This is a genomic window from Catenulispora sp. GAS73, from assembly GCF_041262085.1.
Classification (GTDB): domain Bacteria; phylum Actinomycetota; class Actinomycetes; order Streptomycetales; family Catenulisporaceae; genus Catenulispora.
Genome location: NZ_JBGCCM010000003.1, coordinates 382936 through 406640 on the forward strand (window position 1 = coordinate 382936; position 23705 = coordinate 406640).

General features: G+C 70.3%; 22 protein-coding genes. 11 read left to right on the forward strand and 11 right to left on the reverse strand.

All coding sequences use genetic code 11. The features are described 5' to 3' along the window. Window positions 1–2 precede the first annotated feature (2 nt). On the reverse strand, window positions 3–1133 hold the full coding sequence (locus ABH935_RS06705) for an extracellular solute-binding protein (RefSeq protein ID WP_370376879.1): 1131 nt from the start codon (window positions 1131–1133) through the stop codon (window positions 3–5). A 1317-nt stretch (window positions 1134–2450) separates the two neighbouring features. Here ABH935_RS06705 and ABH935_RS06710 point away from each other — a divergent pair. The 3 genes from ABH935_RS06710 to ABH935_RS06720 are packed head-to-tail and all read left to right on the forward strand — an operon-like array spanning window position 2451 to window position 6741. Next, the gene (locus ABH935_RS06710; RefSeq protein WP_370376880.1) at window positions 2451–4655 is read left to right on the forward strand and encodes an MMPL family transporter; all 2205 of its coding nucleotides are present in this window, start codon (window positions 2451–2453) and stop codon (window positions 4653–4655) included. Window positions 4656–4658: 3 nt separating this feature from the next. Further along, complete coding sequence (locus tag ABH935_RS06715) at window positions 4659–5336, forward strand: response regulator transcription factor (RefSeq protein WP_370376881.1); 678 nt, start codon at window positions 4659–4661, stop codon at window positions 5334–5336. Beyond that, window positions 5317–6741, forward strand: a complete 1425-nt coding sequence (locus ABH935_RS06720) for a sensor histidine kinase (RefSeq protein ID WP_370376882.1) — start codon at window positions 5317–5319, stop codon at window positions 6739–6741. Before ABH935_RS06715 ends, ABH935_RS06720 begins: the two co-directional genes overlap by 20 nt. Here ABH935_RS06720 and dmpG read toward each other — a convergent pair. Genes dmpG through ABH935_RS06755 form a run of 7 tightly spaced genes read right to left on the reverse strand, consistent with a single transcriptional unit; the run spans window position 6710 to window position 12696 of the window. Then, entirely contained in the window at window positions 6710–7765 is a 1056-nt protein-coding gene (dmpG, locus tag ABH935_RS06725) for a 4-hydroxy-2-oxovalerate aldolase (RefSeq protein ID WP_370376883.1), read from the reverse strand. The genes ABH935_RS06720 and dmpG overlap by 32 nt on opposite strands. Then, complete coding sequence (locus tag ABH935_RS06730) at window positions 7762–8709, reverse strand: acetaldehyde dehydrogenase (acetylating) (protein WP_370376884.1); 948 nt, start codon at window positions 8707–8709, stop codon at window positions 7762–7764. The genes dmpG and ABH935_RS06730 overlap by 4 nt, the downstream gene beginning before the upstream one ends. Beyond that, window positions 8706–9518, reverse strand: a complete 813-nt coding sequence (locus ABH935_RS06735; protein WP_370376885.1) for a 2-keto-4-pentenoate hydratase — start codon at window positions 9516–9518, stop codon at window positions 8706–8708. Before ABH935_RS06735 ends, ABH935_RS06730 begins: the two co-directional genes overlap by 4 nt. Before the next feature lies 1 nt (window position 9519). Then, window positions 9520–10455: a 2,3-dihydroxyphenylpropionate 1,2-dioxygenase gene (locus tag ABH935_RS06740; protein ID WP_370376886.1), complete on the reverse strand. Its 936-nt coding sequence runs from the start codon at window positions 10453–10455 to the stop codon at window positions 9520–9522. Beyond that, window positions 10452–11330: an alpha/beta fold hydrolase gene (locus ABH935_RS06745; RefSeq protein ID WP_370376887.1), complete on the reverse strand. Its 879-nt coding sequence runs from the start codon at window positions 11328–11330 to the stop codon at window positions 10452–10454. The genes ABH935_RS06740 and ABH935_RS06745 overlap by 4 nt, the downstream gene beginning before the upstream one ends. Next, a complete protein-coding gene (locus ABH935_RS06750) occupies window positions 11327–11830 on the reverse strand; it encodes a cupin domain-containing protein (RefSeq protein ID WP_370376888.1) in 504 nt (167 codons plus the stop codon). The genes ABH935_RS06745 and ABH935_RS06750 overlap by 4 nt, the downstream gene beginning before the upstream one ends. Next, window positions 11830–12696, reverse strand: coding sequence for an SDR family oxidoreductase (locus ABH935_RS06755; RefSeq protein ID WP_370376889.1), 867 nt, complete (start codon window positions 12694–12696; stop codon window positions 11830–11832). Before ABH935_RS06755 ends, ABH935_RS06750 begins: the two co-directional genes overlap by 1 nt. Between ABH935_RS06755 and ABH935_RS06760 the strand changes: the two genes are divergently transcribed. From ABH935_RS06760 to ABH935_RS06785, 6 genes are all read left to right on the forward strand, one after another. Next, complete coding sequence (locus ABH935_RS06760) at window positions 12686–13453, forward strand: IclR family transcriptional regulator (RefSeq protein WP_370376890.1); 768 nt, start codon at window positions 12686–12688, stop codon at window positions 13451–13453. The two genes, ABH935_RS06755 and ABH935_RS06760, sit on opposite strands and share 11 nt — an antisense overlap. A gap of 110 nt (window positions 13454–13563) precedes the next feature. After that, window positions 13564–14028: a cupin domain-containing protein gene (locus ABH935_RS06765; RefSeq protein ID WP_370376891.1), complete on the forward strand. Its 465-nt coding sequence runs from the start codon at window positions 13564–13566 to the stop codon at window positions 14026–14028. Window positions 14029–14030: 2 nt separating this feature from the next. After that, the gene (locus ABH935_RS06770; protein WP_370376892.1) at window positions 14031–15602 is read left to right on the forward strand and encodes a flavin-containing monooxygenase; all 1572 of its coding nucleotides are present in this window, start codon (window positions 14031–14033) and stop codon (window positions 15600–15602) included. Window positions 15603–15636: 34 nt separating this feature from the next. Continuing rightward, window positions 15637–16086, forward strand: coding sequence for a MarR family winged helix-turn-helix transcriptional regulator (locus ABH935_RS06775; RefSeq protein WP_370376893.1), 450 nt, complete (start codon window positions 15637–15639; stop codon window positions 16084–16086). Window positions 16087–16184: 98 nt separating this feature from the next. Continuing rightward, the gene (locus tag ABH935_RS06780; RefSeq protein WP_370376951.1) at window positions 16185–17804 is read left to right on the forward strand and encodes an MFS transporter; all 1620 of its coding nucleotides are present in this window, start codon (window positions 16185–16187) and stop codon (window positions 17802–17804) included. A 2-nt stretch (window positions 17805–17806) separates the two neighbouring features. After that, window positions 17807–18361: a cysteine hydrolase family protein gene (locus ABH935_RS06785; RefSeq protein ID WP_370376894.1), complete on the forward strand. Its 555-nt coding sequence runs from the start codon at window positions 17807–17809 to the stop codon at window positions 18359–18361. Here the strand turns inward: ABH935_RS06785 and ABH935_RS06790 are convergent. From ABH935_RS06790 to ABH935_RS06800, 3 genes are all read right to left on the reverse strand, one after another. Continuing rightward, window positions 18345–19805 carry a DHA2 family efflux MFS transporter permease subunit gene (locus ABH935_RS06790; protein WP_370376895.1) on the reverse strand — a complete coding sequence of 487 codons (1461 nt, stop codon included), beginning with the start codon at window positions 19803–19805 and terminating at the stop codon, window positions 18345–18347. The genes ABH935_RS06785 and ABH935_RS06790 overlap by 17 nt on opposite strands. Window positions 19806–19869: 64 nt before the next feature. Then, the gene (locus tag ABH935_RS06795; protein WP_370376896.1) at window positions 19870–20616 is read right to left on the reverse strand and encodes an MBL fold metallo-hydrolase; all 747 of its coding nucleotides are present in this window, start codon (window positions 20614–20616) and stop codon (window positions 19870–19872) included. 12 nt (window positions 20617–20628) lie between these two features. After that, window positions 20629–21447, reverse strand: a complete 819-nt coding sequence (locus ABH935_RS06800) for an alpha/beta fold hydrolase (protein ID WP_370376897.1) — start codon at window positions 21445–21447, stop codon at window positions 20629–20631. A 300-nt stretch (window positions 21448–21747) separates the two neighbouring features. Here ABH935_RS06800 and ABH935_RS06805 point away from each other — a divergent pair, with 300 nt between their 5' ends. Both ABH935_RS06805 and ABH935_RS06810 read left to right on the forward strand, forming a co-directional pair. Then, window positions 21748–22686, forward strand: a complete 939-nt coding sequence (locus ABH935_RS06805; protein ID WP_370376898.1) for a helix-turn-helix transcriptional regulator — start codon at window positions 21748–21750, stop codon at window positions 22684–22686. Between the two features lie 210 nt (window positions 22687–22896). Then, on the forward strand, window positions 22897–23697 hold the full coding sequence (locus ABH935_RS06810) for an aminoglycoside phosphotransferase family protein (RefSeq protein ID WP_370376952.1): 801 nt from the start codon (window positions 22897–22899) through the stop codon (window positions 23695–23697). Window positions 23698–23705: the final 8 nt, after the last annotated feature.

Genomic DNA, 23705 nt, shown 5'->3' on the forward strand with positions numbered 1-23705 from the left:
GCTCAGTGGCCGAGGGCCTTGTTCCAGCTGTCGGTGATGGCCTTTTGCTGGTTGACCACGTCCTGCGTGACCGGGACCAGGAACTCGGTGCTCGGGTTGACGTGCGTGGCCAGATCGGTGAGGTCCGCGGTGCACCCGGTCGCGGGCTTGAAGCCGTTCATCGACGCCTCCATCCCGGCCGCGCACATGACCTGCTGACCGGGATCGCTGTAGACGAAGTCCAGGAACAGCTGGGCGGAGGCCGACGAGGCCGCGCCAGCGGTCTGGGAGATCAGGCGCGGCGTCAGCGGGGTGGCGTCCGTCATGTAGCCGTACTTGATCAGGCCCTTGTACTGCGGGACGACGGCCTGGGCCAGCCCGCTGGACAGCCAGCCGAAGGAGGCGCCGCCGCCGGCCAGGTAGGTCAGTCCGTCCAGGCCTTCGTCGAAGTTCTTGGTGTGCGGGCCGTACGTCGTGAGGTAGCCGTTGACGGTGCCGGCGCCGAGGACGTGTTCGAGGCCGTAGACGGCGTTGTAGCCGAGCGGGTTGGCGGGGGAGTAGCTGACCAGCGGGTACTTCGCCGGGTCGGCTTTGACGTCGGCGGCGAGCTGCGCGTAGCTCGTGGGGACGTCGGAGCCGGACAGCGTCTTGGTGTTCCAGGCCGTCAGCACCGGGTCCGGCGACATCACAAAAACCCCGTGTCCCTGGTCGATGTAGTGAGGGAAGTTCACCAGGCCCTGCGGGGCCACGTCGGCGATCAGGCCGTTCTGCTCAGCCTGCATCGCCTGCGGGATCGCATCGGAGATGAGGAGGTCAGCGGTCCGTGCGCCTTGGGCGTGCTCGGACTGGAATTTTGTGTAGACCTGGTTGTCGGACAGCTGCGAGTAGGCGGGCTTGATCCACGGGTACGCCTTGCCGAAGGCGTCAAGCAGCGGCTGCATCACCGCGGTCGGCGTGTTGCCGTAAAGGATCAGCCCGGACTCGGTGTGCGACTTGGTCACGAGGTCGGCGACCGCGGCGGGAGCGGCCGGGACCGAGGATGCGGCGCCTTGCGGCGAGGCGCTGGTGCTCTTGGAACAGCCGGCTGCGGCGGCTCCGAAGGCGAGCGCGGCGACCGTGAGAGCGGCGGCGGAGCGGGAGCGGCGGGGGGACATGGCGAGCTCCTTTCGGGATGGAAGATTTGCTATAGCAACCTCCCACTAACGTGCCCGAAACGCGGTCCTCACGCGAGCCCCCGATGTTAAGCGAAACGAAAGGAGCGTCTGCTATAGCAAAGATCCGATGGCGCCGCCAGGTGGCGCGCCTCGCGGCCAGGCACCCGTTTCCCCATCGCGGCCCGGATCACGACGCCGGCTGCGATCGGCACTCGGCCAGGCTGCGCAGGCACTCGGCGCCGCCGGCGAACCTCGACACCCGCCACGCCATGATCACGGCGCTCCTCCCCTGCTCGCGGCTACCGGCAGTTCGGCTGAGCGCCTCGGACCGCACCGGCGGCCGACGGCACGCCCGAGCACAACCGCGCGAAGCAGCCCAGACGCGGCCAAGCTACCGGTTCCGGCGAGAACCGGCGCCGTGGCGGCTGCGCGTGGTGACGGGCCAGCCTCGGCCGACCACGCGGCTAGGGGGTCCGAAGGACCATGCGGGGTGTTGGTTCTGGGTCCCTCGCCGCGTCGGCGGGCTCTGCCAACCTGGCCGGGCCGGTGGTGTCCAGCCGGACGAGATCCGACCACAGCAGCAGCGATGCGGCTGGACACCACCGGACCGGGCTGGTTCCGTTTACGGCGACGACGCGGCGAGGGACCCAGAACCTCGGCGACCACAAGCAGCGACCGCCACCAAGCAGCGCAACGCAGGCAACAGCGGATAGAAAGCCGACCAGTCGCGGACCGCCGCCAAACAGCCCGACGCGCGGGTCGCCCCCTCGCTGTAGAGCGCCCGCCGGAGGCCTCAAGGTGCCCACCACGCACGACGATTGCCGCCTACGACATGCGCAGTGACTCGGACCGGCGCGTGGTCTTGCACGCGCAAACCGCCAGCCGCCAACGCGACGCCGCAGAAACCTGAACCGTCGCGCGGTCGTATATGGCGGCATTTTGTTAGGACATTATCGCCCCTTATCGATAGATATAGCAGGCACCACCGACACCAACACCACTGCCGGCGGCCGCCAGCGCGACCTGTGGCGCTCAACCGAACTGCGTCCCCCTGCGAGGCCATCAACCCATGCGCGAAGCCGTAAAAGATCGCCTCTAAAGCCAAGAACAAATCTCACCCACTCCAACCACCCCACCCACTCCAACCACCCCACCCACTCCAACAACCCCACCCACTCCAACAACCCCACCCACTCCAACAACCCCACCCACCCCACCCCACCCCCACTTAAGCGAACCGAAAGCTCCCCCCACCTAGCGTCCAGAACCGTAGCCGGTCCGTGCCCGCGGACCACGTAGTTCTAGGAGGTGGAGACCATGGAACGATTCGGTGCGCTGATCCTGCGTCACCGGCTGGTGGTGACCCTGGCCTGGGTCGTCGTGACCATCGTCGGGGTGCTGATGGCGCCGAACGTGGCCGGCCGTCTGCAGAGCGGCACGACCGTCAACACGGCCAGCTATCACGCGAACGTCGCCCTGCAGAAGGAGTACGGCGGCGTCGCCGCCAACCCCAGTGTGCTGGTGGTCGACCTGCCGCACGGGGTCACCGCCGCCAGCCCGGCGGTCAAGGCCGGCCTCATGGCCGCCGACAAGGTCGCCGCCGGTGTCCCCGGTGTCCCCGGGGTCCGCGATCTGTCCTTCGCCACCACTGGCGACCAGGCCCTGGTCGGCTCCGGTGGGACGTCCACGCTGGTGATGGTCTACCCGCCGGTCAGCGGGAACGCGGTTCCCGCACCGGTGCTGGACGCGATGAGCTCGGCGATCACCGGGGAGGTCCCGGGAGCCGTCGTGCACCAGACCGGCATCGAGCAGCTGTCCGCGGGCGGCACCAGCGGCGGCTCCAGTGTGCTGTCCGAGCTGCTGATCGGCGTCGGGCTCGCGTTGATCGTGCTGGCCTGGGTGTTCGGCTCGGCGCTGGCCCTGCTGCCACTGCTGTCGGCGCTGGTCTCGGTGCTGACGATGCAGCTGGCCATCTACGGCCTGACCTACGTGACCAGCATCCACATCAACCCCTCGGTGCAGTTCATCGTCGCCCTGCTGGGCCTGGGCCTGTCGATCGACTACTCGCTGCTGCTGGTCAACCGCTGGCGCGAGGAACGCGATCGGGGCGCCGACAACCGCCAGGCGGTCGTGCGGGCGGTCAAGCGTGCCGGACACTCGGTGGCGTTCAGCGCGCTCATCGCCTCGCTCGGACTGTTCGCGCTGATCGTGGTGCCCGTGTCGTTCCTGCAAGGTGTGGGGCTGTCCGGGCTCTTCATCCCGTCCATCGCCGCGCTGGTGGCGCTGACGACCATCCCGCTGCTGCTGTCCACGATCGGGCCGCGGCTGGACAAGATCCGGCTGCGCCGCCGCAAGAGCACCGGACCCGGGGCGATGTGGACCCGGACCGCGAAGGCCATCGTGGCCCGGCCCAAGACGGCGGCCGTGACAGGGCTGGCGATCCTGGGCACGCTGTGCGCGTTCGGCCTGACCATCAACATCGCCTCGCCCGCCTCGACGTCGCTGGCCGCGAACGGCCCCGCGCAGCAGGGCCTGGTCGCGCTTCAGCACGACGGCTTCCCGACCGGCGTCCTGACCTCGATCCCGATCGAGCTCCCGGCCGGCACCGATCCGGCGGCGACCGCCGCGACCCTGCGTGCCCTGCCGTCGATGCACGGCGTCCTGGTCGCCGACACCCCGGCCTGGCAGCACCCCGGCAGCTCGGTGATCATGGGGCTGCCGAACAGCGAGATCGGCACCTCGCACGCCGGATCGGCGCTGTCCGACCTGCACGCCGCCGTGCCGCACAACGCCATGATCGGCGGTGACCTGGTGCAGTCGACCGACGTCACGCACATCATGTCCAGCTGGTTCCCGGTCCTGCTCGGCGTCGTCGCGCTGCTGACCTTCGTGCTGCTGGCCCGGGGCATGCGCTCGCTGCTGCTGCCGGCCAAGGCCGTCGCGCTGAACGTGCTGTCGGTCGGCGCCGCGTACGGCGTGCTGGTGCTGATCTGGCAGCTCGGCTGGGGGTCGAACAGCCTGTGGGGCATCCCGGCCACCGGGTCGATCAGCCCGTTCGTCCCGATGCTGCTGTTCGCGTTCTTGTTCGGAGTGTCCATGGACTACGAGGTGTTCATCCTCGCCAGGGTCCGGGAGGCCTACGACCGTACCGGACGCACCAACGACGCCGTGGTCGAGGGCGTCAGTCGGACCGGACGCCTGGTCACCAGCGCCGCGCTGATCCTGTTCCTGGCTCTGGCCTCGTTGTCGTCGGCCCCGGACGTGACCATCAAGATGATGGCCACCGGCATGGCCGCCGGAGTCCTGATCGACGCCGTGGTGGTGCGGACGCTGCTCACCCCGGCGCTGGTGGTGCTGTTCGGCCGTGCCAACTGGTACCTGCCCGCGTGGGCCGCCCGGCTGCTGCGGGTGAAGCCCTCGGTGCCGGGTCGCGCGCTGGACGAGCGGGACGCACAGGACGTGGACGACGGCGTTGACGGCGCGGTGGACGCGCCGACCCCGCACGCGTCTGTGCATGCTTGAGCCATGCGAGTCCTCGTCATCGAAGACGATGAATCCACCGGTGCGTCCCTGACCTGGGGACTCCAGGCCGAGGGCTACACGGTCGTGCTGGCCGTCGACGGTGACGAGGGACTGTGGCAGGCCACCGAACACGACTTCGACCTGATCGTCCTCGACGTCATGCTCCCCGGCCTGGACGGCTACCAGATCTGCGCGCGCCTGCGCGAGGCCGGGAACTGGACGCCGATCCTCATGCTCACCGCGATGGACGCCGACCTCGACCAGGCCGAGGGACTGGACCTGGGCGCCGACGACTACCTCACCAAGCCCTTCGCCTACCCGGTCCTGCTGGCCCGGATGCGGGCCCTGCTGCGGCGCGGCGGCAAGCCGCGCCCGGCGCTGCTGACCGCCGGCGACCTGACCCTGGACCCGGCGACCCGCGTGGTCCGGCGCGCCGGACGAACCATCAGCCTGACGCCAGGCGAGCTGGCGGTGCTGGAGTACCTGCTGCGGGCCGAAGGCCGCGCGGTGGCGAAGGCGGAGTTGTTGGAGCACTGCTGGGACGAGAACTCCGAATCCGACCCGGCGGTCGTCGAGGTCCGTATCCACCATCTGCGCCGCAAGGTGGACGAGCCGTTCGGCTCCCGCCTGATCGAGACGGTACGAGGAGCGGGGTATCGCGTTGAACCGCAGATCTCGTAGCCGTCCTAGTAACGACCCTCGCGGTCGCGCTCGCAGCCGTTCGCTGCGGCTACGGCTCACCGCGCTGGCCGCGCTGGCCATCACCGTGACGGTCGGGCTGGCGACCGCCGTGCTGGTCGCCACGCTCGTCAGTTCCGTGCGGTCGAACGAGACCACCACCTTGAACGCGTACGCCGAATCCGTCGCCCGCTCGGCCACCGACGGCCGGTGGCCCACGCCGCTGCCGCCGGCCCCCGGCGATCCGGGGATATGGGCCCAGGTCGTCGACTCCTCCGGCCGGGTCGTCGCGGCCACGGAGAACGTCGCCGGGCAGCCCGTGATGTACACGCTGGCGGCGGGCAGCACCTCACCCAAACCCGCGCCGACCTTGGTGGGGCACGGGGACGAACAGGTCGTCGCGCAGCGGTACGTGGTCGGCTCGACGCCGGTCGTCGTCTACGCCGGCGGTCCGACGCGCCTCCTCAGCATCCTGACCAGCGACATCAGAGGGCACCTTCTCTACGCCGTACCCCTGGTGCTGCTCGGCGCGATCGGCATCTCCTGGCTGTTGATCGGCCGCACGCTCCGTCCGGTCGAGCGGATGCGCGCCGAGGCCGCCGAGATCACCGGCAGCGGCTTGCACCGCCGCATCCCCGAACCGGACGGGGACGACGAGATCGGCCGCCTGGCCCGCACCCTCAACATCATGCTCGGCCGCCTGGAGAACTCCGCCGCCCGGCAGCGTCGCTTCGTCTCCGACGCCTCGCACGAGCTGCGGACCCCGGTCACCGCCATCCGCACCTCGATGGAAGTGGGGCTGGCGCACCCCGACCAGGCGCCCTGGCCCGAGCTCGCGACGCGCGTCGTCGCCGAGTCCGCCAGACTGCAACGCCTGGTCGACGATCTACTGCTGCACGCTCGCGCCGACGACGACACGCTGGTGTCCCGGCACGAGCCGGTCGATCTGCGCAGCCTGGCCGTCGCCGCGGTCGACGCGGTCGACGCCGTGCCGTCCCGGATCCCCATCGCCGTCGAGGCCGAGGACGGCGTCCGGGTCACCGGCGATCCGGACCAGCTCACGCGCCTGCTGCGCAACCTGCTGGACAACGCCGAACGCCACGCGGCGGCGCACATCCGCGTGCGCGTCACGACGGACGGGCCGGACACCGCCGTCGTCGAGGTGGCCGACGACGGCCCCGGGATCCCCCTCGCCGATCGCGACCGGGTCTTCGACCGATTCGTCCGGCTCCAGACCGCACGGGAACGCGGGCCGGGAACGACCGCGGGCACCGGTCTGGGACTGTCGATCGCGCGCGACATCGTCACGGCGCACGGCGGGACGATCGAAGTCACCGACGCCGATCCAGAGCGGAGCCACGAGCGCGGTGCGAAGTTCACCGTGCGGCTGCCGGCCGGCGATCGGTAGGTGAAAGCTCCAGCGCGATGTCGACGAGCATGTCCTCCTGGCCCCCGACGAGTCCGCGCCGGCCGGCTTCCAGGAGCAGCGTCCGGACGTCGATGCCGTAGCGTGCGGCGGCGGTCTCGGCGTGTCGCAGGAAGCTGGAGTAGACCCCGGCGTAGCCGAGGGTGAGCGTTTCCCGGTCCACCCGCACCGGCCGGTCCTGCAGCGGGCGGACCAGGTCGTCGGCGGCGTCCTGCAACGCCAGGAGATCGCAGCCGTGCTCCCAGCCCTCCAGGTTCGCCACCGCGACGAACGCCTCGATCGGACAGTTGCCCGCCCCGGCACCGTGGCCGGCCAGCGAGGCGTCGACGCGGGTGGCGCCCTCCTCGACCGCGGCCAGCGAGTTGGCGACCGACAGCGAGAGGTTCTCGTGCGCGTGGATGCCGATCTCAGTGCCCGGATCCAGGACGTCGCGATAGGCGCGGACCCGCTCGCGGACCGCGTTCATCGTCAGGTGGCCGCCGGAGTCTGTCACGTACACGCAGTGCGCGCCGTAGGACTCCATCAGGGCGGCCTGGCGTGCCAGGTCCGCGGCCGGTGCCAGGTGGCTCATCATCAGGAACCCCGAGACGTCCATGCCGAGGTCGCGGGCCGTGGCGATGTGCTGGGCCGAGATGTCGGCCTCGGTGCAGTGGGTCGCGACCCGCACCGAACTCACGCCGAGTCCGAAGGCCTGCTTGAGATCCTCCACGGTGCCGATGCCGGGGAGCAGCAAGGTCGTGAGCCGGGCCTTGGTGAGGCTCTGCGCCACCGCCTCGATCCACTCCGGGCCGGTGTGGCTGCCCGGACCGTAGGTCAGGCTCGTGCCGGCCAGGCCGTCACCGTGCGCGACCTCGATGCCGTCGACGCCCGCGGCGTCGAGCGCGGCCGCGATCCGGCCGGCCAGCTCCGGGCTGATGCGGTGCCGGGTGGCGTGCATGCCGTCGCGAAGGGTGACGTCCTGGATGAACAGCCGAGTGCTCGTCCCAGTACTCGTCTCGGTACTCATCGCACCGCCTGCGGGGTCCGAGTCGCGATCATCTCGCCGACCCGCAGGGCCGCCGAGGTCATGATGTCCAGATTCCCCGCGTACGGCGGGAGGTGGTGCCCAGCGCCTTCGACTTCGAGCAGGACTGTGACCTGGTGGGTGACCGGGCGCTCGCCGACGAGGGTGTGCGGGACGCCGTCCACGGCCGTGATATGCACCGGCTGCTTGAGCCGGTAGCCGGGGACGTAGGCCGACACCTCGGCGACCATACGCTCTACGGCCTCGGTCAGCTGCCGGCGGACGTGCGGCTCGGGAGCGTCGACCAGGCAGAGCACTGTGTCGCGCATGATGAGTGCGGGTTCGGCGGGATTGAGGATGATCACGGCCTTGCCGCGCTCCGCGCCACCGACGGACTCGATGGCTCTGGCCGTCGTCTGCGTGAACTCGTCGATGTTCGCGCGGGTGCCCGGCCCGGCCGACTTCGAGGCGATCGAGGCCACGATCTCGGCGTAGCGCACCGGCGCGGTCCGGGCGACCGCCGCGACCACCGGGACGGTGGCTTGACCGCCGCAGGTGACCATGTTGATGTCGGTCGCGCCCGCGTGCTCGTCGAGGTTGACGGCGGGGACGACGAACGGTCCGAGCGCCGCCGGAGTCAGGTCGATCAGGCGTTTGCCGAACGGCGCGAGCGCGCGGGCGTTGGCGACGTGCGCTCCGGCGGAGGTGGCGTCGAAGACGATCTGGATGCCGTCGAAGCCGGGCATGGCCAGCAGGCCGCCGACACCCTCCGCGGTCGTCGGCACGCCGAGCCGGCCGGCCCGCGCCAGCCCTTCGGAGGCCGGGTCGATGCCGACCATCGCCGCGATCTCCAGGTGCCGGCTGTGTCGCAGGATCTTGATCATCAGATCGGTCCCGATGTTGCCCGAGCCGATGACGGCCGCCTTCACGAGTGGTCCGTCGTTCACGATGCACCTCCGGTGAAGCTTGCGCGGACCTCGCCGAGGCCGCTGATCTGTGCGTGGAAGACGTCGCCCGGCGCGACCGGCACCATCGGTCCCAGCGCGCCGGACAGCACGATCTCTCCGGCCCGCAGCGGCCGGCCGTGCTCGCGCGCGGTCGTGGCCAGCCACGCGACGGCGGCGAGCGGATCGCCGAGGCAGGCGGCGCCCGAACCCGTCGAGACCACTTCGCTGGCGCGCAGCATGGTCATGCGGCAGGCAGGTAGATCCAGTTCGGCGATCTCGACGTGCCGGTTTCCCAGTACGAACAGCCCCGAGGAGGCGTTGTCCGCAACGGTGTCCACAATGTCGATGTCCCACGCGGCTATCCGGCTGTCCACGATCTCCAAAGCCGCGACGACATACGCGGTGGCGGCGGCCACCTCGGCAGCACCGATCACCGAAGCGGTCAGATCGCGCGCTAGCACGAAGGCGATCTCCGCCTCGATCTTGGGTTGCAGGGTGCGCGCGATCTCGATGGGCACATCGGTCGGGCACTCCATGGTGTCGAGCAGCACGCCGAAATCGGGCTGATCGACGCCCAGCTGCCGCTGCACGACCGGATTGGTCAGGCCGATCTTGCGTCCCACGATCCTGACACCGGCCGCCTGCTGTTCGGCGACCCAGGCGGACTGGACGGCGTAGGCCGCGTCCACGTCACCGGCAGGCAGCAAGGCGCGCACCGGAGCACATGGCTGCCGCGTCGCGCGCGCCGCGCTGAGCCGGTGCAGCGCCTCGGTGGCGTTGACGTCGAGCGTCGTGGTGGGCGAGGGCATATCAGTCCACCTCGAAGGTCGTGGCGATGCCCATGCCGGTGATCCACTCGGGGACGGGCTCATAACTGGTCCACACGAACGGCCGGTCCACGGCGGCGCGCCCGATGAGCCAGGTTCGGATCTCGTGGCCGCCGCTTCCGGCCTGTTCTTCGAGTCCTTCGTCACCCAGCGAGGTGACCGGTGCGAGGTCTGGGGTGCTCAGCTGCTTGAGGAACCAGGTGTCCCAAGCGGCGTTGACGTGCGCGTTCGGGTCGCCGCCCATGGCCCGGACCTTGGGTTCGCGCGCCGCGGCGAAGGCCCGGAGGTTCGCGCGTCCGTGGATGACCGCCTCCCGCCGCTCCCGGGCCAACCCGGGGTCGCGCGGGTCGTTGGACGGCAGCCAGTGCGAGAGCCCGCCGCTGGCGACGAGCAGGACCCGGCCGGGGAACTCGGCGTCGCGGACGGCCCGGCCCAGGGCCGTGCCGAGCTGAACGCAGCGCGACATGCTCGGCAGCGGCGGGGCGGCGGTGTTCACGATCAGCGGTACGAACGGGACCGCCAGCGCGCCGCAGACCATCTCATAGCTCTGCGTCACGCCGTGGTCCACCGTGAGGGAGTAGGACAGCGACAGGTCGAAGCCGGCGCCGGCCAGCGCGTCGCGTACCGACCAGGCCAGCTGCGTGGCGACCGGCAGTGGTCCCGACCGGCTGCCGAAGTCGCCGAATCCCTCGGCCTGCTCCACGCCGAGGACGAACGGCGGCATCTGGTCGTAGAAGTTCGCGTGGAAATGGTCGGGGCCGATGACGACGACGGCGTCGGGCGCCATCCGGGCTACCGCCTCGGCGACGCGGACGGTGTCGGCGAGGAACCTGCCGCCGGGCTCGGCGGGCGAGCGCGGCGGCAGCATCGTGGCGAACGGCGAGTGGGAGATGCCGACCAGGCCGATGAGCTCGCTCATGCCGGGTCCTTGCCGAGGATGAGGAAATCGTGGTGGGCGCGCAGGAACTCGTCCTTCTTCTCCCACTGCGGCCAGTGCCCGGCGTCGGTGATCACGTGCAGGCGGGCGTCGGGCAGCCACCGCAGCAGCAGGTCGGCCTCGTCGAGTCCGCCGGTGGGATCGTGGTCGGTCCACAGCAGCAGCGTCGGCGCTTCGATCCGGCCGACCCAGGCCTGGCGCCAGGCGAAGTCCTTGCGCACCTCGGGGTCTTGGAGCACCAGCGTGTTGGTGATCGCCCGCAGGAACCCGGGCCGGCTGTAGACCGCGCGGCGGAGGTTCACCAGCTCGTCGGTGACCATCTCCTTGTGGTGGAACAGGAACTCCACCCGGCGCCGGACCGTTGCCTCGCTCGGGTCCTGGACGGCGGCCAGCGTGCTCTCGCGCATCCGGACCATGACCTCGGGCTTGTCGGCGATGTTGCCGGGGGTGTTCAGGACGAGCCGTGCGACGCGGTCCGGGTGGTGCGCGGCCGTCCAGGCGACCACCCAGCCTCCGAGCGACTCGCCGGACAAGTGCGCCGAGCCGATGTCCAGGGCGTCCATCAGGCCGAGCAGGTGCTCGGACAGGACGTCGATGGTGTAGGGCTGGTCCGGCAGGTCGGACCAGCCGTGGCCGACCATGTCGTAGGCCGTGACGCGGAAGTCCGCGGCCAGGCCTGCGATGTCGCGTGCGTAGGCTTCGAGGTGTCCTCCGGTTCCGTGCAGGAGGATCAGGTCCGGGCCCGTGCCGGCTCGCAGGACCCTGGTACGCACCCCGCCCACGTCGACGTGGCGCAGCTCGTGCTCCACATCGGCCAGCTCACTCCAGACGCTGATGTGCTCGGGCAACGCGCTCATCGGGAGTCCTCCCCGAAGCGGGCGCGGGCCTCGGCGACGGTGGCCAGGCCGGCACTCTGCCGCCGACCCACGCCGAGCAGGCCGAGCAGCCGGGAGTTCTCGATGGTCAGGAACTCCACCGGCTCGGTGGCCGAGTCGTTGTAGTGGCGGTGCCAGGTCCACGGCGGGGTGTAGACGAAGTCGCCGGTGGACCAGGACTCGGTCTCGTCCTCGACCTCGCTGTGCCCTTCGCCGCTGATGACGAAGTGCACGGTCTCGTGGTGGTGCCGCTGCATGTCCGAGCTGAGGCCCGGCGGGATGGTCTGCCGGAAGATCTCGAACGTCGCCGTGGGCAGCTTTCCGGCGATCGCGAGCGTGGTCGGGTTGTGCACCTGGTCCGCCGGGAGCGTCTGCAGCTCCTCGGCGTGCACGACGACCGGGCGTGCGGCACTGGGCCGCACCGTGTCCGAGATCGCGCCGAGGAAGTCGGCCAGCGCGAATCCTTCTCCTGATTGAGCCATCAGATGGTTTCCGTTCTTCCGCCGTCGACCGTGAGTACGGTCCCGTTGATGTAGCCCGCGTCCGCCGAGGCGAGGAAGGCGATGGCCGCACCGATCTCCTCGGGCCGGCCGGTCCTGCCGGCCGGGATCCGGGCGACGTCGGCGGCGTCGAGGTCCTCGAACGTGCCCGCGCCGCTCCGCGCGCGAGCGTTCAGGATCTCGCGGCGCCGCTCGGTGTCCGTGGCTCCCGGCGCCACGCAGTTGACCGTGACCCCGTCGGCCGCGAACTCCAGGGAGAGCAGCTTGGCGGCCGCCGTGACCGCGGACCGCAGGACCACCGACGCCGCCAGGTCGGGCTGCGGCTGCCGGACCGCCGTGGAGGTCACGAACACCACGCGTCCGAAGCCGCGCGCCGCCATCGCCGGCAGAGCCAGCCGCGCCAGCCGCAGCGGTCCGAGCAGCAGCAGTTCGAAGCCCTGCTGCCAGCGGTCGTCCCCGACCTCCAGGATGCGGCCCGGCGGCGGTCCGCCGGCGTTGAGCACGAGGACGTCGAGCGTGCCGAACAGGTTCTCGACCCCTTCGACGGCCGACGCCGCGGACTTGGGCTCCGACACGTCGTTGACCAGCGTGTGGACGGTGCCGCCGGGGTCCCGGCCGAGCCGCAGCGCCGCGGACTGGAGCTGTTCGGCACGCCGTCCGGTGATCACGACGCGGTGTCCGGAGCGCAGCAGCTGTTCGGCGGCGGCGTATCCGATTCCGGCGCCGCCCCCGCCGACGAGGGCGTTGTGGGCGTTGATGGCAGCCTCCTGAAGTCCGCGGGCTGGGCCGCTGGTCGCGACGGGTCTATCGTGGGCCGCACCAAGGAGGGAACCAACGTTGAGTCCCAATGAGTGGGACGATGTCGGCTCGGCCGCGGGCGGGCTCGAACGCGCCGCGGCGATCCTCGGCGCCTTCGACGCCTCGCACCGCGAGCTGACGCTCGCCGCGCTCGTCAGCCGGAGCGGCCTGCCGCGCTCGACCACGCACCGCACCGCCGAGCGGATGATCCGTCTGGGCTGGCTCGACAAGCCGAAGGACCGCTACCGGATCGGCAACCGCCTGTTCGAGATCGCCAGTCTGGCGCCGATCCGGCTCCAGCTGCGCGAGGCCGTGCTGCCCTTCCTGCAGGACCTGCACAGCGCGACCAAGACCACGGTGCAGCTCGGAGTGCTCGACGGCGGGCAGATCCTGGTCGTCGAGAAGATCACCGGGCACCGGCCGATGCCGATGCTCTCCCAGGTCGGCGGAATCGTCCCGGCGCACTGTTCCGCGCTCGGCCGGGCGATCCTCGCCTACAGCGATTCGGCGACCATCGACGCCGTGCTCTCCGGCGACCTCGCCCGCCGGACACCGCGCACGCTGACCGATCCGGTGGCCATCCTGCGCGAGCTGACCGCGATCCCGCCGCGGGGCTGGGCCGTGGAACGGGAGGAGGGCAACATCGGAGTCAGCTGCGTGGCCGCACCGATCTTCGGGCCGCTCGGCGAGGTCGCGGCCGCGCTGTCCGTCACCGGCCCTTCCGGCGTGATCCGGCCCCAGGCGGCCGGCCCCGCTGTGCGCCTGGCGGCGGCTGCGGCGTCCCGGGCCTATAGCGCGCGCCGCTGAGCAGTCCCAGTCAGCGGGACTCCCGATTGCCGACCGGATCGGACTGCCCGCACGCTGTGACCGCTGACACACCGACGACGGGCCGGTGCGGCGACCGGAAGGAGACGACCATGACTCTGGGCGGCGGCTACATGTTGCCCTCGCGTGAGGGGCATGCCATCGCGGCGATCGGGCTCGGCATCACCCTGAAGACCGACGGCAAGTCCACGCGCGACGCGTACTCCCTGTTCGAGTACACGATCCCGCCGGAGACCGACGGGCCGCCCGCGCACGTGCACACTCGCGAGGACGAGTCCTTCATCTGCCTGAGCGGGCGGCTCGACGTCCACCTCGGCGGCGAGGACTTCGTGCTCGAACACGGCGACTACCTGTACCTGCCGCGGGACGTGGTCCACGCCTTCCGGAACCCGTACCAGCAGGAGTCGCGCGTCATCTCCGTGGTCTCGCCCGCCGGGCTCGAAGGCTACTACCAGGCCCTGGCGGACATGCCGCCCGGGCCGAAGGACATCGCGCTGCTGAAGAAGATCATGGCCGACTTCGGTATCGAGCTGCAGCTGCCGCCCGAGGCCCGGTAGCCATGAGAATCGGGATCATCGGCGCCGGCGTCGCCGGCCTCACCACCGCGAAAGTGCTGTCCCAGGCCGGGCACGAGGTTCGGGTCTTCGACAAGTGCCCGGACGTCGGCGGCGTGTGGAGCCGGACCCGGCGCTACCCGGGCGTGACGACGCAGAGCCCGAAGGCGCAGTATTCGCTCTCGGACTTTCCGATGCCCAAGGACTATCCGGAATGGCCCAGCGGTGCGCAGGTGCAGGCCTACTTCGCCGCGTACGCCGCCGAGTTCGGCCTGGAACCGGCCTTGCGTCTGAACACCGAGGTGACGGCCGCGAAGCCGGTCGGAGACGGCCGCTGGACGGTCGAGACGCGCAGCGTCGGGGGAGTGGAGTCCAGCGAGGGCTTCGACCGGCTCGTCGTCGCCAACGGAGTGTTCTGCGAACCCGCGGTGCCGACGTATCCGGGCCTTGAGGAGTTCACCGCGGCGGGCGGGCGCCTTTGCGCGGGCACGGAGTTCCATGACGTCGAAGAGGCGCGCGGCAAGCACGTCCTCGTCGTCGGCTATGGCAAGTCGGCCTGCGACGTCGCCGTGGCGATCAGCGGCGTCGCGGCGGGAACCGACGTGATCGCCCGACAGCTGCTGTGGAAGGTGCCGCGCCGGATCGGCGGCTTCCTCAACTTCAAGATGCTGCTGCTGACCCGCATGGGCGAGGGCCTGTTCCGCTACCTGCGGCTGCGCGGCTTCGAGAAGTTCCTGCACGGTCCGGGCAACCGCCTGCGCCGCCGGATGATCAACTCCATCGGTTCGGTGTCGGTGCGGCAGTTCGGACTGGCGAAACTCGATCTGGTCCCGGCCGGCCACATGGAAGACATCGTGCGCGGGGCGATCGGGCTCGCGAGTGAGGGCTTCTTCGAGGGTGTCGTGGACGGCAGTATCGTCGTCCACCGAGATGCGACCACCAGTCGTCTTCTCGCCGGCGAGGACGGCCCCATGGCGGAGCTTCGCGACGGCACCCTGCTGAAGGCCGACCTGGTGGTGTGCGCCACGGGCTTCACACAGGGCGTGCCGTTCCTGCCCGAGCAGACGCAGCGGCGCCTGTTCGACGAGCGCGGGAACTTCATGCTCTACCGGCAGATCCTGCCCCTGGACGTCCCCGGGCTGTACTTCAACGGCTACAACTCCTCGTTCTTCAGCCCGCTCAACGCCGAGATGGCAGCCCTGTGGATCGCGGCGGATCTCGCGGGAGCGGTGGCACGCCCCGAACCCGAGACGATGCGCGCGGCGGTCGAGGCGCAGCTCGCGTTCATGGACGAGGCCACGGACACGCACCACTGTCGCGGCACCAAGATCATCCCGTTCTCGATGCACAACATCGACGAGGTGCTCGGCGACCTCGACGTCAACGTCGGTGCGCGGGTCCGGGCCTCGCACTGGCTCAATCCGGTGAATCCCGCGGCGTACCGGCGGGTCACCCCGACGCTGCTCAGCCGGCTGGCGTCCGAGGTGACGGAAGAGGCGACGGCACCGGGCCGGATCCGCGAGGAAGTCCGCGAAGTCCGCGAGGAAGTTCGGGAGGAAGTCCGCGAGGCCGGGTAGTTACATCGAATTAATTAAGCTAATGTAATTACCTGTGGACGAGATCGATCGGCCCGCCGCCGACGCTCAAGAGCTCGCAGCGGAGTTGCAGCTGGTCGTGGGCCGCACCGCGCGGAGTCTGCGGCAGGCCCACGCCGTGGGGTATGTGGCGCTCTCCGAGCTGTCCGTCCTGTCGCGGCTGGAACGGGAGGGTCCGGATTCCCCCGGCTCGCTGGCCGAGGCGGAGCGGGTGCGGCCGCAGGCCATGGCGGTGACCTTGGCGACGCTGGAGGAGCGGGGCCTCGTGAGCCGTCGGCAGCACCCCGGCGACGGCCGCCGTGTGGTCATTGCCGTGACGGACGCGGGCCGAACCCTGCTGGTCGAGCGCCGGTCCGAATCCGTGCGGCGAATAGCGGCGGTCCTCGACACCGAGTTCACGCCGGCCGAACGCGACACGATGCTCGCCGTGCTGCCGCTGATGAACCGGCTCGCGGAGCGACTGTGAGAGCCGCATCGGAGGAACAGTCCGGCGTCCGCGTTAAGGACAGCAACCTCAAAGACGGCCGCTACAAGTGGATCGCGCTCTCCAACACGACCCTGGGCGTGCTGATCTCCGCCGTCGACAGCTCGATCGTGATCATCTCGCTGCCCGCGATCTTCCGCGGCATCGGCCTGGACCCGCTTGCCCCGGGCAACATCGGTTACCTGCTCTGGATGATCCTGGGCTACCTGCTGGTCTCCGCAGTGCTCGTCGTAGCCCTGGGCCGTCTCGGCGACATGTTCGGCCGGGTCCGGATGTACAACATGGGCTTCGCGATCTTCGCGTGCGCCTCGCTCGCCCTGTCGGTCGACCCGCTGAAGGGCGGCAGCGGCGCGCTGTGGCTGATCGGGTTCCGCGTCGTCCAAGCCGTCGGCGGATCCATGCTCACCGCGAACTCCGCGGCCATCCTCACCGACGCCTTCCCGGCGCGGCAGCGCGGCATGGCGCTCGGCGTCAACCAGATCACGGCGCTCGCCGGGATGTTCCTCGGGCTGTTGGCCGGCGGACTGCTGGCCGCGATCGACTGGCGCGCGGTGTTCTGGGTCAGCGTGCCGATCGGTGTGATCGGCACCATCTGGTCCTACCGCAGCCTTCGGGAGGTCGGCACCCGCAAGCCCGGCCGCATCGACTGGGTCGGCAACATCACCTTCACCGCCGGGGCCGGTTCGCTGCTGGCCGCCATCACCTACGGCATCCAGCCCTACGGCGGCCACTCGACGGGCTGGACGAACCCCTGGGTCCTGGGCGGTCTGGGCGGCGGGTTCCTGCTCCTGGTCGTGTTCTGCGTCGCCGAGACCCGGATCGCCGATCCGATGTTCAACCTCGGGCTGTTCCGCATCCGCGCCTTCGCCGCCGGGAACCTGGCGGCGCTGCTGATCGCGATCGCCCGCGGCGGCCTGCAGTTCATGTTGATCATCTGGCTCCAGGGCATCTGGCTGCCGCTGCACGGCTACGACTTCGAACGCACCCCGCTGTGGGCCGGCATCTTCATGCTGCCGCTGACCGTCGGGTTCCTCATCGCCGGACCGCTGTCCGGGTACCTGTCGGACCGGTTCGGCGCGCGCCTGTTCTCCACCAGCGGGCTGATATTGGTCGCCGCCGCCTTCATCGGCCTGCTGTTGTTGCCGGTGGACTTCCCGTACCCGGCCTTCGCGGCCCTGCTGCTGCTCAGCGGGATCGGCCAGGGGATGTTCTCGGCTCCGAACACCTCGGCGATCATGGGCAGCGTGCCGCCGGACCAACGCGGCGTGGCCTCCGGGATGCGCGCGACGTTCCAGAACTCCGGCACCGCGCTGTCGATCGGGCTGTTCTTCTCCCTGATGATCACGGGCCTCGCGAGTACGCTGCCGCACACTCTGAGCACCGGCCTCCAGGCGCAAGGCGTACCGCCGGACACCGCGCACCAGGTCGCCGGGCTACCACCGGTGAGCACACTGTTCGCCACGTTCCTCGGCAACAACCCGATCTCCCACCTCCTCGCGCCCAGCGGCGTCCTGCACACGCTGCCGGCGCACAACGTCCAGACCCTGACCGGCAACCGGTTCTTCCCCGAACTCGTCTCCGGGCCCTTCCACCACGGACTGGTCATCGTCTTCAGCGCCGCTGCGGCGATGTCGCTGATCGGGGCGCTCGCCTCGGTGCTGCGCGGTCGGCATCAGACCGCTTCGACGAAAGGACAGTGAACGTGTCGGACACGGCCCTGCTCGTGATGGACGTCCAGCGGGACATCGTGGACCGTTTCCCGGACGCCGACTACCTGCCGCGCCTCCGGAGTGCGATCGATGCCGCCCGGACGGCCGGCATCCCGATCATCTACGTCGTCGTCGGGTTCCGCCCCGGACACCCGGACATCAGCCCGCGCAATAGGACCTTCGCCGCCGTGGCGCAGACTGGCCGGTTCGTCGAGGGCGACGTCAGTACCCAGATCCACCAGGACGTCGCACCGCTGCCCGGGGACGTGATCGTCACGAAGAAGCGGGTGAGCGCGTTCGCCGGCAGCGACCTCGACGTCGTGCTCCGGTCCGGCGAGATCCGGCACCTGGTGCTCACCGGCATCGCCACCAGCGGCGTCGTGCTGTCCACCTGCCGCCAGGCCGCCGACCTGGACTACGAGCTCACCGTGCTGGCCGACGGCTGCCTGGACGGCGACCCGGAGGTGCACCGGATGCTCACCGAGAAGCTGTTCCCCCGGCAGGCCGGCGTCGTCACCGTCGAGGAGTGGATCAAGACTCTCGGCTGATGAGCATGGCGCTCGCGGCGTCGGCATCCCGAACGGCCAGTGCGGGCACGAGGGCCGCGACGGCGAGAGCCGCGGCGACGAGGAACGCGGCGTGGTAGGCGCTGAGGTTCGGCACTACGCCGTGGGCGGTGTGCCGGGTGGTGCCGACGGCGGTGAAGACGGTGGCGAGTACGGCGATGCCGGCGGCGCTGCCGAGCTGGCGGGTCATGGTGAACAGCGACGAGGCGTGGCCGGTGTCCGCCGGGGAGATGGTGGCGAAGGTGGCCGCCTGGGTGGAGACGACGACCTGTCCCATGGCCAGTCCCATGCCGAGCATCAGCAGTCGCATCCATCCCAGGTCGGCGCGCGAGCCGACGGTCGCCATCAGGGCGACGCTCGTCGCCATGCTTGTCAGGCCGAGGAGTATGAGTCGGCGGGGGCCGAGGCGGCGGTAGAGGACGCGGGAACCCAGTTGGGCGCCGGCCATGACTCCGAACGCTTCGGGCAGTGTGTTGAGTCCGGATTGCAGCGCGGTGAGTCCGAGACCGAGCTGGAAGAACAGCGGGACGACGAACAGCGCGCCCAGGAATGCCGCCGTCGCGACGGCCATCGCCGTGCTCGTGGACCGGAACAGGCGGTTGCGCAGTAGACGCAGCCGAAGCAGCGGAGCGTGGGAGCGCAACTCGACGCGCACCAGCAGCACCAGGAGCAGGGCGCCCGTGGCGACGCTGCCGAGAATCCGAGGTTGTGTCCAGCCGACGCCCGGTCCTTGGCTGATCCCGTACATCACGGCGGCGAACCCCGCACCGGACAGCACGAAGCCGGCCACGTCGAAGCGGCCGGGGCGGGCCTGGCGCTGTTCGTCGAGGAAGACGGCGCCGAAGGCGATCGCGGCCAGGCCGATGAACAGGTTGATGAAGAACACCCAGCGCCAGGACAGGTCCACCACCAGTGCGCCGCCCAGCACCGGTCCGAGCGCGGGCGCCACCGCCGTGGGGATGGTCAGGATCGAGGATGCCCGCAGCCGCTCGTGCGGCGGGAACGCGCGGTAGAGCATCGCCATACCGACGGGCGTCATCATGCCGCTGCCCGCGCCCTGCAGCACCCGGAAGGCCACGAGCTCACCGAGGGTCTCGGCCAGACCGCAGAGCACTGAGGCGGCGGTGAAGACGCCGATCGCGACCAGCAGGATCCGCTTGGTCCCGAACCGGTCGCCGAGCCAGCCGGCGGCGGGGATGAACACCGCCAGGCTGACCAGGTATCCGGTGGCGACCGCGTCCAGCGCGGCCTCGGTGACCCGGAACTGGCGGCCGATGGCGGGCAGGGCCACGTTGACGATGGTGATGTCCATGATGTTCATGAACATCGCCGCCACGAACACGACGCTGACCACGGCCGTCTGGCTCAGCCGCCGGGGGCGGGGCGCCGCCGCCAAGGGCGTGATCAGGGAGAGTTCTTCAATCATCGGTGCGCTCCTGGGTGCGGGGACGGGATCAGCCGGCGGTCGGTGCCGGTGCCGGTCGTGGGAGTCAGAGCTCGACGCGGATGCCGGGTTCGACGATGCGAACGGTGGTGTCGGGGGCCAGGTCGCGGACCGCGTCCCGGTAGCGCTGCGGGTTCTTGTCGCTTCGGGTGATCAGCCGGTCGCCGAGGAAGCCCTTGGTGAAGGCGTAGTGGTGCGGCACGGCCAGCTCGGGCTTGAGGATCGCGGTCAGCTCGGCGGCCTCGGTGGCGTTCATGACGACCTGGAGGTTGTCGAGCGGCCGGACGTGCAGCCCGTTGGTGGGCAGCAGGGCCAGGTCGATGTGGCCGAGCCGCTTCGGGATCTCGGCGAGTTCGGGGATGAGCATGGTGTCGCCGGCGAAGTACACCGCCTGGGAGCCGGCGCGCAGGACGAAGGTGACCTCGTAGACGCCGTGCTTGCCGGGCGTCGCGGTGATGGTGACGCCTCCGACCTCGGCCTGCTCCCACGGGGCCAGGGCGGTGACGTCGGTGAAGCCGTGCGCGCGGGCCAGGGGCACGACGGTCTCGGCGACGAACAGCGGGACCGAGCGGTCGCGGTAGGCGGCGAATGCGTCCAGGTCGCAGTGGTCGTAGTGCTCATGGCTGATCAGCACGCCGTCGAGCCGGGGCAGGTCGCCGATGCCAACGGCGATCGGCTCGCCCTGGTAGTAGCCCGGCCTGGTGGTGAACCAGGGGTCGGTCAGGAACGTCCGGCCGCCGATCTCTATCAGGTGGCAGCTGTGGGTGATGCGGGTGACCGCGGTCTTGGGCATGGTCGTGGCTCCTTAGCGGGTGAAGGCGGAGAAAGCGGAGAAGTCGGTGTCGGCGCTGTCCCAGATCGCGCGGACGACCTGGTCGGGGGTCTCCATCTGCGGCTGGTGGCCGGTGGTCGTCAGCACCTGGAAACGGGCCAGCGGAATCGCGGCGGCGTAGGCGCGTCCGTAGTCGAGGTCGACGATGCCGTCGCTGTCGCCCCACAGCACGAGCGTCGGGATCTCCAGCGTCCCGAGACGCCCGACGAGCGTGGGGTCGGTCATGGCCGAGCCCGCGTAGGCGGCGATGGCGGCCCGGTTGCCGGCGGCGATCGCCTGCGCGGCCGGCGGCAGGGTCGCGGGGTCGATGCGGAACGGCGCGGGGTCGTGGAAGCTGCGGGTGAAGACCTCGTCCATGGTCAGGGCGAAGAAGTCGGCGACGGGGTGGCCGGGCACCTCGATGCCCACCGCGTCGATCAGCACGACGCCGCTGACCCGCGGTGACTTCAGCAGCGCGATCTCCGCGGCGATCCAGCCGCCGATCGAGTTGCCGATCACGGTGACGTCGGCCAGGTCCCACCGGTCGAGCAGGCCCTGGTAGAGCGCGGCCAGCCCGGCGACCGAGTGCAGGGCCTCGGGGCGTGCGGCGCCACCGAAGCCCGGATGGGTCGGGACGAGCACCCGCACCCGGTGCTCGGCGGCGAACTTCTCGGCGAAGCCGGTCACGGACTGCGGCCCGGCCCCGCCGTGCAGCAGCAGGAACGGCTGGCCGGTCCTGGGGCCGTATTCGGCGACGGTCGTCTCGACCGGGCCGATTCCGGCCAGGTCCAGGGTGTGAAGAGCGGTGATCATGATGGGCTTCTCCTTGGTGGCTGAGATGTGGCGGCTGAGATGGTCTTCGGAGTTGAGTCTCGTAATGAGAGCTGACTCTTATGAGAGTAGGCGCACTTCCAGCTTCGTGCAAGTGGACTCTCACGAGCGCGGACGCTGCGGCTGCGGCGTGCCTGCCGAAGAACTATCTGAGGACTGGGGGTCTGAACTGCAGCGTAGGAGGACCGGAGCAGCACACGATTGGACGCCGACGCCGTCTCGGTAGAACATCAGCGCCACGGGAGTTGCGTCTGAGCGTCAGATCCGGAGGAGGGCGCGGCTATGACCACGACCGATGCTGAACACGACGGCGCGTCACGTGCCTTCGCCGCGTTCCGACGCAGCTGGGAGAAGGAATTCGGCGACGGCGTCCCGCTGCCGACGTTCAGCCGGGCGACGATCAGGGACTTCCGGGTGCGGAGCCGCGCCACGAGGGTTCACGACGTCGCGATCACCGACCTGCACGGCGCGTCGGTGATCCGGACCGACGGTCCGGTCAGCGGGATCGAAGACGTGGTACGGCTCTACGTCGTCAAGCGCGGCGAGTGGACGCTCGGCGGGCCGTATGACAGCAGCGAGCGCACTGTGTCGGCCGGGCAGTTCCTGCTCAAGCTGGTCGGGCGGCCCTCGCACTTCGAGACGACACCGGGCACGACGGCGAAGGTTCTGGTGCTGCCCGCCGCCACCCTCAAACCGCTGCTCGGCGGCCGGGCCCTGACCGGGCCGGCGGACTCGCCCGAGATGCGCCTGCTCATCGCGCACACGAACATGGTCCACAGCACGATGCCCGACCTCGCCCCGCCCGGCGTGCAGGCGGCCCACAGCACACTGATCGAACTGGCCAAAGCGGTGGCCAGGCGCCGGTTCGACGACGCGGAACCGCTGCTGGCCCCGGCCCTGGCACAGGCGGCGAAGGACCTCGCCGAGCGCCGCCTGGCCGACCCCGACCTGTCCGCCGCGATGCTGGCGCGCGAGCTGAATGTCTCGGTACGTACGCTCCAGCGCGCGTTCACCGCGGCGGGGGAGACGGTGATCTCCTACATCCGCCAGCGCCGGCTGGAGGAAGCCCGGCTCGCGCTGACCACGCCCGGCGTGCCGCTGAGCGTCACGGAACTCGCGGCGCACTGGCAGTTCGCTGATAGCAGCCACTTCATCCGCACCTTCAAGAAGCAGTACGGCCGCACGCTCATGGAGTACGCCCGCTCGGTCGGCGCGCAGTGAGAAGCGCACGCCGGCCGGCGTTCATGCGGGCGACCAGCCCTCGGCCAGGCCGGCCAGCTGCGTCGTGACCGGGACGGCGACCCGCGGCCGCGCTGGCAACGCGGGCAGAACCGGGGCCGCGTCACCCATCGCTTCGGCAACGGCGCGCGCAAGTGTGAGCTCGAAGCGGGGTGAGCGTCCTGCCCTGGCACTTCCTGCGGGCCGACTAGGCTGGTCGCCGTGGACGAGGTACTCAGCGGCGGAGTCACGAACGCGGGCGCGGTCGTCCGGCGCGGCGAGATCGTGGACCGTCCGGCGCAGGGGCACGCGGCGGCCATTCATCGCTTTCTGGAGGCGTTGCCGGAGCACGGTTTCATTGGCGTTCCGAAGCCAGTCGGCCTGGGCGGTGGCCGGGAGCAGCTGACTTTCGTGGCTGGAGAGGTTGCGCTGTCGCCGTATCCCGCCTGGTCGATGACCGATGTGGCACTGACGTCCGTCGGCGCGCTCCTTCGGCGGTTTCATCGGGCGTCGTCGGCGATTCCGCTGGAGCCGGGCGTCCCGTGGACTATGGATTTGGCCGATCCGCGCGGCGGCACGGTCCTGTGCCACAGCGATGCCTGCGTGGAGAACGTCGTCTTTCGCGACGGCGAGGCATACGGCCTGATCGACTTCGACATGGCCGCACCGGGGCGTCCGCTCTGGGACGTCGCGATGGCCGCACGCTATTGGGTGCCGATGCTCGATCCCGAGACGGCCGCGCGGTTTCCGTCCTACGGCGGCCTCGATCCCGTGCGGCGCCTGCGGATCCTCGCCGACGGCTACGGGATGTCAGCTGAGGATCGAAGCGAGTTGCTCGGCGTTGTCGAAGAGGTGGTCGTCGTGGAGCGTGCGGACATCGCCGCTCAGTTGGACGCCGGGGACGCGGCGTTCGTCGAAGCCTTCCACCGCCACGGCGGGTGGACCACCTGGGATCGGGTGCAGGCGTGGCTTGCGGATCAGCGTTCGATGTTCCTCGCCGCGCTGATTGAGTAGACGGGCTC